Here is a 13,313-nt window from a genome sequence, read left to right on the forward strand (position 1 = left end):
ATGCTCCTCTCTTACGCGCCCTGGCCCTGGTTCTGCATCAGGCCACCGTCCATGAAGTACGTCGACCCGGTGACGTAGTCGGCGTCGTCGCTGGCGAGGAAGACGGCCACCTTGGCGATCTCCACCGGTTGCGCCGCCCGCTTCCACGGGATGCTCTGGACCTGCTCCTCGAGATATGCCGGGTCGTCGATCGCCCGCTGGTTGAACGGGGTGAGCACCATCCCCGGCCCGATGTTGTTGACGTTCAGGTGCATCGGGGCGACCTCCAGGGCGAGGCTCTTGGCGAACTCCAGCAGGGCGCCCTTGCTGGTGTCGTAGTCCGAACCGCCGGCGCGGGCGACCTCCTGGTGGACCGATGTGGTGTTGATGATCTTTCCGTTACCGCCCTGGTCGCGGCGGTGCCGCACGAAACGTCGGGAGCAGAAGAACGCGCCGTAGACGTTGACCCGGATGGCCCGGTCCCAGGTGTCGGTGTCCAGATCGGCGACGGGAATGCCGGAGGCGTCCACCCCGGCGTTGTTCATCAGGATGTCGAGCGTGCCGAACGCGTCCAACGCCTCGTCGAACATCGCCTCGACCTGGTGTTCGACGCTGATGTCGCCCTGCACCACGACGGCCCGCCGGCCGGCCCGTTCCACCTCCGCCCTCGTACGGTCGGCGCCGGCGTGGTCGTGCAGGTAGTGCACCACCACGTCCGCGCCCTCCCGGCCGAACTCGATCGCGGTGGCCTGCCCGATCCCGGAGTCCGAGCCGGTGATCAGGGCGGTCTTTCCTTCGAGGCGTCCGGTCACGAGAAAGCTCCCTCCGTGTGACCCGTGCCGGCCGGCACGGGATGTTGCGGCTGGCCGGCGGCGTCGCGTCGGTGCACCGCCTCGGTGAGCCGGCCGGCGGCGTTGATCAGCCCGATGTGCGAGAAGGCCTGCGGGAAGTTGCCCAGGGGCTCCCCCGTGGTGGGGTCGACCTGCTCGGCGAAGAGACCCAGGTCGTTGACCCGGCCGGCGAGCTGACCGAACAGATGTTCGGCCCGGTCCACCTCACCGGCCAGCGCCAGGCAGGTGACCAGCCAGAAGGAGCAGATGACGAAACCGGCCGAGTCGCCCTCCCAGCGGCGTACCAGCCCGTCGTGGGACAGCTTGCGCTCGATCACGGTCATCGTGGCGCGCATCCGTGGATCGTCGGCCGGCAGGAAGCCGACCAGCGGCATCATCAGCACGGAGGCGTCCAGGTGGTCGGAGTCGAAGGCCCCGGTGAAGGTGCCGAGCCGTTCGTTCCAGCCCCGGGTCAGTACGGCCCGGCGGATCTCGTCGCGGGCCGCCGCCCAGCGCGCCACCTCGGCCTCGTCGCCCAGCTGGAGGCCGAAGCGGACGGCCCGGTCCAGCGCCGTCCAGCACAGCACCTTGGAGGAGAGGTAGTGCCGTCGGGCGTCCCGTGCCTCCCACATGCCGGCGTCCGGGCGGCGCCAGCCCCGCATCGCCTGGTCCGCGAGGTCGTGCAGCAGGTGTCGCACGTCGGGGGTCATCGGGTCGAGGTAGTGGCGCATCAGCCAGGCCGCGTCGAGGACCTCGCCGAGGACGTCGTTCTGTCGCTGCTTCCAGGCGTCGTTGCCGATGGCGACCGGCCGGCTGTCGGCGTACCCGGCGAGGTGGTCGAGGTGGTGCTCGGTGAGGTCCCGCTCGCCCTGCACGCCGTACATGATGGGTACCGGTTCGTCGCTGATCCGCCCGGTCGCGTGGGCCACCCAGGCGAACTGCCGGGTCGCCTCGTCGGGGCAGGCGGCGCGCCACAGGGCCTGGAGGGTGAGGCTGAAGTCGCGTACCCAGACGTAGCGGTAGTCGTAGTTGCGGTTGCCGCCCGGTTGCTCGGGCAGCGAGGTGGTGGCCGCGGCGACGATGGCGCCGCTGGGCTGGTAGGTCAGCCCCTGCAGGATGATGGCGCTGCGTCGCACCTGGTCGGGGAAGAGGCCGTGGTACTGGTCGCGGTGCAGGTCGGTCCAGGAGCGCCAGCCGGCGACCGCGTCGGCGATGAGCCGGTCGGCGTCGGGCTGGGAGGGTGGGCCGGAGTCGTAGGTCGGGGCGTGTCCGAGGGTGAACCGGTAGGTGTCGGTGGCGCGTACGGTGAAGTGGGCGGTGGCGTTGCCCTGCGCGCAGGTGAGCGGGACGTCGCCGCGCAGGCTCAGGCGGCAGGCGCCGGCGATCGCCTCGACGGTGCCGTCGTGGTCGGTCAGGTAGGCGGTCACCCGCCCGTACTCGAATCGTGGCCGGTAGTCCAGGCGTACCGGTACCTCTCCGGTGAGCCCTTCGACGACGCGACCCAGCGCTCTCGGTGAGCGCAGGCCGATGTCGTGACCGCGGGCGCCGGGTTCCAGGGCGAGGGCGTCGGTCAGCGCGATGCTGCCGTGCGGGGTGGTGAAGACGGTACGCAGCACGAGGGTGTCCGGGAGGTATGACCGCTCGGTGGTGAAGGTGCCCTCCGGTTGGATCGACCAGTGGCCGGCGTCGTCGTCGAGCAGGCGCGCGAAGACGGCGGGTGCGTCGAAGCGGTGCGGGCACCACCAGTTCACCGAGCCGGCGCGGTCGACCAGGGCGGCGGTGTGCCCGTCGGCGAGGTAGCCGTGGTCACCGATGCGTCCGCTGTTCACGGGGGTGCCTACCCGCCCGGGTGGGGTGGCATGCCTCGCCCGGCTCTCCCCGGTGTGGTCGGGGTCAGGGCCGGTCGGGGTGCCCGGCGGGCGCTGGTGGGGTGTTGCGGCGCAGGGTGATCGAGTCGGCGGTGTGTTCGACCGCGAGCAGGGTGCCGGGTGGGAAGGCCGCCGCGGCCTCGGGAGGCAGCTGGATGGTGCCGTCCCCCGCGACCACCGCGAAGTCGCGGCCGTCGCGCCCCTCGGCGCCGACCCGGCCGTCGCGGATGGTGACGGCGCGTCCCAGTCGGGCGCCGACCTCGCCGTCGTGGGTCACCACGACGACGGTGGTGCCGCGCTCGGTGTTGATCGTTTCCAGTGCGGTGAGGACCTCGTCGCGGCCGGTCCGGTCGAGTTGGCTGGTCGGCTCGTCGACCAGGAGCAGTCCCGGTCCGGCCGCGAGACCCAGCGCGAGGGCGGCGCGTTGTCGTTGGCCGGGGGTCAGCTCGCCGGTTCGGTGGCGGCCGGCGCCGGTGAGACCGACGAGGTCCAGGATCTTCTCCGGGGGGTCCAGCCGCCGGTCGGCGAGGCGTGCGGCGGGGCGCTGGGCGAGCCAGATGTTGCGGTTCAGCGACGCGTACGGCAGGAGGTTGCGTTCGGCGCCCTGAAGCACGGTACCGATCAGGGTTCCACGGAGCGCGGCGAGGTGCCTCGGGGAGATCCGCGCCAGGTCGTGGCCGCCGACGAGGGCGCGTCCCGCGCTGGGGCGCATGAGTCCGGCGAGCACCGACACCAGGGTGGACTTGCCGGAGCCGGAGGGGCCGACGAGGGCCAGCATCTCACCGGCGGAGATGCTCAGGTCCACCCCGGAGAGGGCGACCACGTCTCCGGCCGCCGCCGGGTAGATGTGCACCAGGCGGAGACAGGCGACGGGTACGCCCGCGCCCGCCACGCTCATCGGGAACTCCGGCGGTTCACGGCGGTGACCAGGACCAGGCCCGCGACCGTCGCGGTCACGGTGAACGCGGCGACGGCCGGTAGGGTGATCGAGGCCAGCCAGCCGATGTCCGGCCGGGTGGGCAGGGGTACCACCGGGTGGCCGTCGCGGAACAGGCGTTGCCCGTCCCGGGTGAGGATCCAGATCAGCCCGGCGGCGAGGCTGCCCGCGGCGGTGGCGGCCGCGACGATCCAGCCGTAGCCGCCGCGGATCGCGCGGGCGGGTAGCCCCTGCCGTCGCAGCGCGACGAGGGTGGTGACCCGGTCGCGGTGTCCGACGGCGGCGGCCGCGATGATGCCGGCGGCGCCGATCAGTGCGCCGGCGGCCGCGGCGAACAGGTTGAAGTCCAGGGCGAGCGCCGGGCCCTGCCGGTCGAAGGTCTGGCTGGTCGCGGTGATGGTCCGGTCGTAGGTGATGACGAGGCCGTGTGCGCGGAGCTGGTCGAGCACGTCGGGGGGTGCCGTGGTGGCCAGCCAGACCTCCTCGGTGCCGGCGTGGCCGCCGGTGGCGAGCCGGTCGGCGTATTCGAGGTCGACGAGCGTGCCGTGCGGGCCGGTTCGGGGTAGCCGCTCGGCGAGGCCGACGACCCGGGTGGCGACCTGTGTGCCGTCGAATCCCTGGTGGGAGTGGTTGTGGCCGAAGGGGATGCCGGCTGACCTGGTGGGCCAGGCGGGTAGCGGGTGGGGGGTGTCGGCGACGACGGCGCTGGCGGATCCGCCGCCCTCCGGCAGGGTCAGGTTCAGCCCCGCGCTCCCCTGTTCCGGTGGGGTGGGGTGTTCCTCCAGGCCGGTGTAGCGCCAGGAGCCGGGTCGGGCCAGTTCCGCGCCGGTGGTCAGCATCGTGTCGCCGTCGCCGTGGCGCAGCTCGGTGATCCTGAGGTGCAGCGGGGTGGGTGCACGAGGGCTGTTGACCGTGATGTTGGCCAGCCGGCACCCCGTCTCGCATTCGGGAACGCGGACGAGGTAGTCGTCGGTGCCCGGGGTGATCGGTGTGTCCGCCTTCACCTGTCGGCTTCCGGTGTCGTTGGCGATGGTGACGTACAGGCCGGGTTGGAGCGGCCCGTACGCCGTCGTGTCGTACGTGGCGGTGGCGGTGAGGGTGAGGGTGCGACCGCGCAGCAGCAGTGGTGGTGCCGGTGGTGCGGGGTGCAGGTGGGTGTGCATGTCGGCCAGCGACGTGCCGTACGACGGGTGTTGTTCGGCCACGGTGGCCAGTCGGGCGGAGTCCACCGCGAGCAGCGTCCCGCCGCCCGGTTCGGCCTGCGTGGCGACCACGACCGCCATCGCGAAGTGTCCCGGTGGGTCGATGGCGCGGGTGGCGTCGAGCAGGTGTTTGCGGGACATGGCGTCGACACCGACGACGCGGGGGGCACCGACCTCCACGATGGCCCGGTTCGTGTAGGCGGTGGTCGCCACGTCCCGGATGCCGGCGGTGAAGGCGAGCAGGCCGATGACCACGGTGAGCAGCGCCACCAGCGGGCGGATGCGTGGTTGTCGGGCCAGTTGGACGAGGGCCAGGCCGGTGGCGGTGCGTCCGTGGCGCAGCAGTGCGCCGCCGGCCGTCGCGCCGACGCCCATGGCGACCCGGGCGGCGAGCAGGCCGACGGCGAGGGCGGCGGCGATCGGGGCCAGCAACGCCAGTCCGGTTGCTGGTCCGCCGGTGCGCAGCTGTACCACGGCGGCCGCGGCGACGGAGATCGCGACGATGTCGGCGATGCCGGCGCGCCAGCGGTTGCCTCGGGCGGGTACCCGTCGGAGCAGGTCGGTGACGGGCGCGGAGATGGTGCGGAGTTGGGCGGCGAGGACGGCGGCGAGCGCTCCGGCGGCGGCTGCGGTGGCGTAGCCGAGTGCGGTGGCGTCGAGGGTGATGTCGGCGGTGCCGGGCAGCGTGTGGGTGGCGAGCAGGTCGGCGGTGGCGAGCCCGGCCAGGCAGGCCAGCGGGATCGCGGCGAGGGCGGGTACGGCGTGTTCGCCGATGGCGAGCGCCCAGAGCCGGGTGCGCCGCACTCCGCGCAGCATCAGCAGGCCCTGGTCGGGGCGTCGTTCGTCGGCGGCCGAGGCGACCACCATGAAGAGCACCAGCCAGCAGAGCAGGACGAGCAGGCAGCCGCCGAGGGTCACGCCGAGGTTCAGGTGGTGGCGGTTGTCCGCTACCCGGTCGAGCAGGGCGGGTAGCCGGCTGCCCGCTCCGTAACCCGCGCGGGTCGCGTCCTGCTGGGCGGCGGTGATCTCGGACTTGATCTCTTCGGTGGGGCGGGTGCGGAGCGTGTGTGCGGTGACGAACAGGTCCGCTGTGGTCCGGAAGAGGAGTTCCTTGTCGTCGGCGAGTGGTGACGTTCCGGCGATGAAGATGGCGTCGGACGCGCTGCCGACCCGCGGGGTGTCGGTGCGACCGGGGGGTGGCGGCCGGAGGTATTCGTTGCCGGCCCAGTAGGCGTCGCGCGGGTCGAGGGGGCGGTACACGCCGACCACGGTCAGGGTGAGTCGGTCGAAGGTGACGGGGTCGCCGACGGTGATGCCGAGGTGCGCGGCGGTGTTCGTGCTGATCATCGCCTGGGGGTGTTGTCCGGCGGGGGTGGGTGCGGGGCAGGTGCCGGTGACCGCGACCCGTTCGCAGGTGCCCTGCCGGAAGACGAGCATCGACGGCACGTCGGCGTCCGGTCCGGTGGCGCGTCCGGTGCGCTGGGCGCCGAGGACGGTGTCGAATCCGGCCGGGGTGAGTGGGGCCAGCTGCCCGGCGAGGAAGTCGCGGTCGGCGTCGGTGGGCAGCCCTTCGGATTCGACGATGCTGGTCAGGCGCAGCCGGTGTTCGTCGGGTGCGGCGGTGGCGAGTTCGTGGTCGGCGAGGGCCTGGCCCGCGGCGGTGGCGAAGATGGGTGCGGCCGCTGCGGCGGCACCGGCGAGGGTTGCCAGCAGGAGCACCGCGATGGCCTGCATCCGGCGGGCGGCGAGCGCCCCGGCGATGAGGGCCAGCATGGGTCGGACGGTAGTGAGCGCTCGTGTCGTCGGGTGTCCCGACGTGACTATCGATACCGGACGGTGATCGGGAAGCTCCGGGATGCGCGGTCATCCTCGGACGAGTTCGGCTCTGCCCTGGTCGAGGTGCAGTTCGGCTTCGCAGGCGGCGGCGATGTCCGGGTCGTGGGTGGCGAACACGACGGTGGCGCCTCGGTGGGCCTGCTGGTGCAGCAGGTCCAGGACGCGGTGCCGGTTGTCGGCGTCGAGTTCGCTGGTGATCTCGTCGGCGAGCAGGACGCTGCCGCGTAGGGCCAGGCCACGGGCGATCGCGGTGCGTTGTTGCTGGCCGCCGGAGAGTTCCTCGACGAGGTGGCTGGCCTGGCCGGTGAGGCCGAGCTGGTCGAGGATCTCGGTGGTGCGGCGGTGGGCTTCCGAGGGTGCGATGCCGCGGGCGGAGCAGACGACCTGGATGTTCTCGGCGGCGGTGAGGATGGGGGCGAGGCCGTTGTCCTGTGGGATGAGCACGATCTGGCGGGCCACGGCGTCGTCGCGGTCGCGCAGCGGCCGACCCTGTACGCGTACCGTGCCGGCGCGGGGGCGCAGCAGCCCGGCCAGCGCGTGCAGCAGGGTGGTCTTGCCGGCCCCGGAGGGCCCGGTGACCGCCGTTACCTGGCCGGGGGCGAGGTGCAGCGAGACGCCGGTGAGCACCGGTTGCCGATTCCCGTAGCCGAGGGTCACGTTGTCGGTGGTCAGCATGGCGGGGTGGCACCTCCGCGACGGGGTAGATCGGCAGGGTGTCACAGCGGGTGGTCGGCGCACAACGGCGCAGGCGGGTGTCGGGGTTGGTCAGAGGCCGCCGCCGACGCGGATGACGGCGCCGGTGGTGTAGGAGGCGTCGGGGCTGAGCAGCCAGGCGATGGCGGCGGCGACCTCGTCGGGTTCGCCGGGCCGGCCCAGGGGGATGCGGCCGGCGGCGCGGTCGGGGCGGTCGGGTTGGCCGGACAGGGCGTGGATGTCGGTGCGGATGATGCCGGGGGCGACGGCGTTGACGCGGATGCCTCGGGGGGCGAGTTCCTTGGCCAGGCCGATGGTGAGGGCGTCGGTGGCGGCCTTGACGGCGGCGTAGTGGACGTACTCCCCTGGGCTGCCGAGGGTGGCGGCGACGGAGGAGACGTTGACGATGGCGGCGCCGTCGGTCATCCTTCGGGCGGCTTGTTGGGCGCAGAGGACGTAGCCGACGAGGTTGACGTCGACGACGCGGCGCAGGTCGTCGGCGTCGAGGTCGGTGAAGGGGCCGATCGGGCTGGTGATGCCGGCGTTGTTGACCAGCCCGCCGAGCGGGCCGAGTTCGGCGGCGGCGTCGAAGAGGGCGGTGACCTGGGCGGGGTCGCGGGTGTCGGCGGGTACGGCGATGGCGCGTACGCCGGTGGCGCGCAGCTCGGCCACGACGGTGTCGGCGGCGGCGTGGTCGCGGCGGTAACCGAGTGCGACGTGCTGGCCGGTGTGGGCGAGGCGGCGGGCGGTGGCGGCACCGATGCCGCGGCTGCCGCCGGTGATGACGGTGACGTTCGCCAATGCGCTGCTCCCCTGCCCCCGGTTGTTGGCGGTGAGGGTACCGGACGGTGGGGGTTGATCTTTGCGGTGTCGGGGTGGGCTGGTATCAAGGCAGACGTTCACCGGTGGAGGGAAGAGGTTGCTGATGGGTGCCGCTGGCCAGGGTTTGTCCGAAGACGAGGTGCGCAGCATCCGGGAGGCGTTGGCTGCGGGCCGTAAGCCGAGGGTGGTGTTCACGGTCGCGGCCGGTCAGATCGCCGGCCAGCTGGGTCAGGTGGTGGCGTTGACCGATCCGGCGGTGTCCGACGAGTTCGTGGTGGTGCGGTTCGGGCGCGACGAGTTGCCCTTCTCCCCCACCGATGTGGCGGTCGCGCCGAAGGGCGCGGGGCGTCGGCCGGCCGAGTCGAAGGCCGAGCCGGTGCCGGCCGAGGCGGCGGCGGTGGAGCCGGAGTTCGTGTTGGACCGGGTGCCGCAGCCGCGCCGGGAGGAGCCGAAGGTGGAGACGGTGGAGCAGGCGAAGACGGAGCCGGTGGAGGCGAGGCCGCCGGCGCGGCGCGCGGTGAAGGCGGCGAAGCCGAAGGGACCGGCGGGGTTGACGGTCACGCTGGCGTACGCGGAGGGCGAGTGGACGGTGGCCGCGCAGCAGGGCGGCAAGGTGCTGGCCAAGCCGTACGTGCTCAAGCCGGCGGAGGCGCTGCGGATGGTGGCGTTGGTGGACGTGCCGGGCGTGCACGAGGCGGTGGAGCAGATCCTGGCGGCGGAGCGGTCGGAGGCCGAGCGGCAGGCGGAGAAGCTGCGGGCGGAGCTGGCCGAGATCGAGGCCCGGTTGGCGGAGCTGCGCGAGGCGGGCTGACCGCCCGGCGGCCCGGTGCGGGGTTTGCCCCGGCCGGGCCGCCGGCATGTGCGGGTCAGAAGTAGTCGACGAGCTGGGCGGGTGGGCCGGCGGCGAGCAGGTCCAGGGCGCTCGGGTCCGCTGTGGTGTGGGTGAGCAGCCCGGTCTCGGCGAGGGTGCGGGCGGTGGCGGTGGCCGTGTAGAGCAGCGCGAAGCCGCGCACGGTCAGGTGCAGGTCGGCGTCGGTGGTGACGCGGCGCAGGTGGGCCTGGCCGCCGTCGACGGCGAGCTGCCAGGTGCCGGTGTTCCAGTCGGCGAGGTCGTCGGTGAGGGTGAAGGTGACCTCGCCGCGGGTGTGTGCGGGCCAGCCGCGGGTCTGCACGGCGCGGGCGACGTCGACGGGCCGGTGCATCCAGGGTTGGCGTTCGTGTTCGCGGGCGTGTTCGAGGGGCAGCCGGGCGCTGACGGCGTCGCCGGGCAGCGGGGTCAGCCGCAGTGTCGGGGTGACGCTGTGCCAGCTGGCGAGGACGCCGGCGAGGGCGCGGGCGGCGTCGTCGGTGGTGGCGAGGATGTCCTCGACGGTGAGCACGGCGGTGGGGCCGTAGCCTCGGCCCCGGTTCCAGCCGGCGTAGCCGACCAGGGTTCCGTCGTGTTCGACGAGGGTGAGCCCGTCGTAGGGCAGTTCTCCGGTGGTGAACCGGGGGTGGGTGCGGGTGAGCAGGCCGTTGCGGTGGTGGGCGACGCGCCGGTGGAGTTCGGCGGTGGCGGGTAGGTCGGCGGTGGTGCCGGCGCGGACGGTCAGCGCCGGGTCGGTGCGGTGCCGGGGCAGGGTGGCGGTGGGCAGGTCGAGGGTGCGTAGCTGCCCGGTGATCTCCCAGCCGCAGGCCCGGTAGGGGGCGGGGGTGGTGGGGAACAGCGCGCTGATGGCGGCGCCGCGGTCGTGGGCGCCGCGCAGCAGGGTGCGTAGCAGTGCGCGGGCGACTCCGGTGCCGCGGGCCTCGGGGGCGACGGCGACCCCGGCGACGTCGGCGGCGGGTACGGCCCGCCCGGTCCACCACTGGTCGTCGTGCAGGTCGGCGGCTTTGCCGATGAGGTTTCCGGCGGGGTCGAAGGCGCCGTAGGCGGTGCGGCCGGTGGTGCGTGGTGGCGGGGGTGGTTGCGGGTCGGCGCCGAAGGCGAGCCGACCGAGCTGCCAGGCGTCGGCCAGGTCGTCGGGGGTGAGTTCACGCACGTCGGGCACGGGTCGACGATAGCGGTCGCGGCGGTCGGCGCTCAGCTGCTGGTGGTGGGCTCGTGGCGGACCGGGAAGTTGACGGAGTTGGCGATGAAGCAGGCGCGGTGGGCGTCGTCGTGCAGGGCGGTGGCGGTGTCGACGGTGTCGGGGTCGGCGACGGTGACCCGGGGGCGCAGGACGACCTCGGTGAAGTGGCCGGAGCCGGTGGCGTCGGTGGTCATGGTGCCGGTGGCGTGGTCGACGTAGTCGGTGACGACGACGCCGTTGACGGCGCAGAGGTGCAGGTAGGCGAGCAGGTGGCACTGGGACAGCGCGGCGAGCAGGAGCTGTTCGGGGTTCCAGCGGGTGGGGTCGCCGCGGAAGGTGGGGTCGGAGCTGCCGGCGATGGGTGGGCGGCCGTCGGTGGTGACGTCGTGGTCGCGGCGGTAGTCGCGGTAGCCGCTGGTGCCGGTGCCGAGGTTGCCGGTCCAGGTGACGGTGGTGGCGTAGTGGTGTGTGCGGGGCATGGAGGTCATGGTGCCCGATCGGGCCGGGGCGGGTGGTCCCCGGCCCGATCGCGGTCAGTGTCGCGGGATGTGGGCCACGCCGATGCGCTTGCGGAAGACCCAGTAGGTCCAGCCCTGGTAGGCCAGCACGATGGGGGTGAAGAACACCGCCACCCACGTCATGATCGTCAGGGTGTAGGGGGTGGAGGCGGCGTTGGTGGCGGTGAGGGTGCCGGCCGGGTCCGCGGTGGAGGGCAGCACGTTCGGGAACAGCGCGGTGAACAGGGTGGCCACGGCCAGGCCGATCGCCACGGCGGTGCCGGTGAACGCCCAGCCCTCCCGGCGTACCTGGGCGGCGGCGAGACCACCGAGCAGGGCGAGGGCGGCGCCGACGGCGAGCACGACGGCGGCCGTGCTGGAGCGGATGGTCAGGGTCCAGGTGAGGAAGGCCACCGCGAGCAGCGCGGTGGCGACGCCGAGGCGGACGGCGAGGGCGGCGGCCCGGTGGCGGATGTCGCCGACGGTCTTGAGGGCGATGAAGACGGCGCCGTGGGTGAGGAACAGCGCCGCGGTGGTCGCGCCGCCGAGCAGGGCGTACGGGTGCAGCAGGTCGAGCAGGCCGCCGACGTACTCGTGGTCGGCGTCCAGGGGTACGCCGCGCAGGATGTTGGCGAAGGCGACGCCCCACAGGATCGCCGGGATCAGTGAGCCGACGAAGATGGCGGTGTCCCAGCGGCGTTTCCAGGACGCCTCGGGTCGCTTGTGGCGGTATTCGAAGGCGACGCCGCGGGCGATCAGGGCCAGCAGGATGAGCAGTAGGGGCAGGTAGAAGCCGGAGAAGAGGGTGGCGTACCACTCGGGGAAGGCGGCGAACATGGCGCCGCCGGCGGTGATCAGCCAGACCTCGTTGCCGTCCCAGACCGGCCCGATGGTGTTGATCATGACGCGGCGTTCGCGGTCGTCACGGCCGAGCACGGGCAGCAGCATGCCGACGCCGAAGTCGAAGCCCTCGAGGATGAAGTAGCCGGTGAACAGCACGGCGACGAGGAGAAACCAGATGGTGGTCAGTTCCACGTGGGGCTCCGCGGGTCAGTAGGCGAAGGCGAGCGGGCGCTCGGCGTCGTCGGTGTCGTCGGGTTCGGGGTCGGGGGTGACGTCGGGTACGCCGGCCTTGGCGTAGCGGATCAGCAGTTTCACCTCGACGACGGCGAGGGCGGCGTAGATGAGGGTGAAGGCGGTGAAGCTGGTGAGGACCTCGGCCAGGGAGACGCTGCGGGACACGCCGTCGCGGGTGAGCATCTCGCCGAAGACGATCCACGGTTGGCGGCCCATCTCGGTGAAGATCCAGCCGAAGGAGTTGGCCAGCAGCGGCAGGATGGGCATGGCCAGGCCGGCGCGCAGCAGCCATCTGCTGGTGGGGGTGCGGCCCCTGCGCTGGCTCCAGAGCACGAGCAGGGCGATGGCGGCGGCGGCGAGTCCGAAGCCGATCATGAAGCGGAAGCTCCAGTAGGTGACCGGGATGATCGGGGTGTAGCTGCCGGGGCCGTACTGGGCGGTGTAGAGGGCCTGGAGGTCGTTGATGCCGTGCACGGTGCCGTTGGGGTCGCCGGTGCCCAGGTAGGACAGCAGATACGGGATCTTGAGGGCGAACAGTTCCCGGCTGCCGTCGAGGCTGCCGATGGTGAGCACGGAGAACGAGGCGGGGCTCTCGGTGGAGTAGAGGCCCTCGGCGGCGGCCATCTTCATCGGCTGGACCTGGGTCATGATCTTGCCCTGGATGTCGCCGGTGATCACCACGGCGGTGGCCGAGATCAGGGTGACCCAGGAGCCGAAGCGGGCGGCGAAGCGGTACGCGGGGGTGTCGGCGCTGTCCGGGTTGCGGATGAGGTGCCACAGCGCGACGGCTACCAGCAGCGCCCCGGCGACCAGGAAGGCGCCGGCGATGGTGTGCGGGAAGGTGATCAGGGCGACCTTGTTGGTGAGCACGGCGACGAAGTCGGTCAGTTCGGCCCGCCCGGTCTCCGGGTTGAACCGGTAGCCCACCGGGTTCTGCATGAACGAGTTCGCGGCGAGGATGAAGTACGCGGACAGGTTGGTGCCGATGGCGGCGGCCCAGATGGTGGCCAGGTGGATGCGTCTGGGCAGCCGGTCCCAGCCGAAGATCCACAGGCCGATGAAGGTGGATTCGAGGAAGAAGGCGACCAGCGCCTCGATGGCCAGGGGTGCGCCGAAGATGTCGCCGACGAAGCGGGAGTAGTCGCTCCAGTTCATGCCGAACTGGAACTCCTGCACGATGCCGGTGACCACGCCCATGGCGAAGTTGATCAGGAAGAGCTTGCCGTAGAACTTGGTGAGCTTGAGGTACTTCTCGTCTCCGGTGCGGTACCAGAGCGTCTGCAGGATGGCGACCAGGACGGACAGGCCGATGGTCAGCGGTACGAAGAGAAAGTGGTAGACGGTGGTGACACCGAACTGCCAGCGGGCGACGTCCAACGCGTCCACCTGCGAACCCCCATGTGCTCATACTACAAAACGTAGTAGATACTACAACCTGTCGTACGACGATATGTAGGGGCAGGTGGCCCGAACCGGGCCGGGACCAATGACCCTGCTCACCTCTGCCCTACGGCCCGACCT

11 protein-coding genes are annotated in these 13,313 nt (G+C 72.2%); 1 reads left to right on the forward strand and 10 read right to left on the reverse strand.

The genetic code is table 11. The annotated features are described in order from the left end of the window. Window positions 1–11 precede the first annotated feature (11 nt). The 6 genes from O7615_RS27960 to O7615_RS27985 all read right to left on the reverse strand — a co-directional run bounded on the left by O7615_RS27960 (window position 12) and on the right by O7615_RS27985 (window position 8,146). Complete coding sequence (locus O7615_RS27960; RefSeq protein ID WP_278180766.1) at window positions 12–791, reverse strand: glucose 1-dehydrogenase; 780 nt, start codon at window positions 789–791, stop codon at window positions 12–14. Continuing rightward, window positions 788–2,638, reverse strand: coding sequence for a glycoside hydrolase family 15 protein (locus tag O7615_RS27965; protein ID WP_278180767.1), 1,851 nt, complete (start codon window positions 2,636–2,638; stop codon window positions 788–790). Before O7615_RS27965 ends, O7615_RS27960 begins: the two co-directional genes overlap by 4 nt. 64 nt (window positions 2,639–2,702) lie before the next feature. Next, window positions 2,703–3,575: an ATP-binding cassette domain-containing protein gene (locus O7615_RS27970; RefSeq protein ID WP_278180768.1), complete on the reverse strand. Its 873-nt coding sequence runs from the start codon at window positions 3,573–3,575 to the stop codon at window positions 2,703–2,705. Continuing rightward, window positions 3,572–6,589: an FtsX-like permease family protein gene (locus tag O7615_RS27975; RefSeq protein ID WP_278180769.1), complete on the reverse strand. Its 3,018-nt coding sequence runs from the start codon at window positions 6,587–6,589 to the stop codon at window positions 3,572–3,574. The genes O7615_RS27970 and O7615_RS27975 overlap by 4 nt, the downstream gene beginning before the upstream one ends. A gap of 90 nt (window positions 6,590–6,679) precedes the next feature. Beyond that, window positions 6,680–7,327 (reverse strand): ATP-binding cassette domain-containing protein, encoded by a 648-nt coding sequence (locus tag O7615_RS27980; protein WP_278180770.1) that lies wholly within the window; start codon window positions 7,325–7,327, stop codon window positions 6,680–6,682. A gap of 90 nt (window positions 7,328–7,417) precedes the next feature. After that, window positions 7,418–8,146 carry an SDR family oxidoreductase gene (locus O7615_RS27985; RefSeq protein ID WP_278180771.1) on the reverse strand — a complete coding sequence of 243 codons (729 nt, stop codon included), beginning with the start codon at window positions 8,144–8,146 and terminating at the stop codon, window positions 7,418–7,420. A 124-nt stretch (window positions 8,147–8,270) separates the two neighbouring features. Here O7615_RS27985 and O7615_RS27990 point away from each other — a divergent pair, with 124 nt between their 5' ends. After that, window positions 8,271–8,978, forward strand: a complete 708-nt coding sequence (locus O7615_RS27990) for a hypothetical protein (protein ID WP_278180772.1) — start codon at window positions 8,271–8,273, stop codon at window positions 8,976–8,978. Window positions 8,979–9,033: 55 nt separating this feature from the next. On the opposite strand, the gene O7615_RS27995 is transcribed toward O7615_RS27990, so the two are convergent. Genes O7615_RS27995 through O7615_RS28010 form a run of 4 tightly spaced genes read right to left on the reverse strand, consistent with a single transcriptional unit; the run spans window position 9,034 to window position 13,178 of the window. Continuing rightward, window positions 9,034–10,197 (reverse strand): GNAT family N-acetyltransferase, encoded by a 1,164-nt coding sequence (locus O7615_RS27995; protein WP_278180773.1) that lies wholly within the window; start codon window positions 10,195–10,197, stop codon window positions 9,034–9,036. Between the two features lie 32 nt (window positions 10,198–10,229). Beyond that, window positions 10,230–10,697: an OsmC family protein gene (locus tag O7615_RS28000; RefSeq protein WP_278180774.1), complete on the reverse strand. Its 468-nt coding sequence runs from the start codon at window positions 10,695–10,697 to the stop codon at window positions 10,230–10,232. A 54-nt stretch (window positions 10,698–10,751) separates the two neighbouring features. After that, complete coding sequence (gene cydB / locus O7615_RS28005) at window positions 10,752–11,750, reverse strand: cytochrome d ubiquinol oxidase subunit II (protein WP_278180775.1); 999 nt, start codon at window positions 11,748–11,750, stop codon at window positions 10,752–10,754. A 15-nt stretch (window positions 11,751–11,765) separates the two neighbouring features. After that, window positions 11,766–13,178, reverse strand: a complete 1,413-nt coding sequence (locus tag O7615_RS28010; protein ID WP_278180776.1) for a cytochrome ubiquinol oxidase subunit I — start codon at window positions 13,176–13,178, stop codon at window positions 11,766–11,768. Window positions 13,179–13,313 lie beyond the last annotated feature (135 nt).

The organism is Micromonospora sp. WMMD1082, from assembly GCF_029626175.1.
GTDB lineage: Bacteria > Actinomycetota > Actinomycetes > Mycobacteriales > Micromonosporaceae > Micromonospora.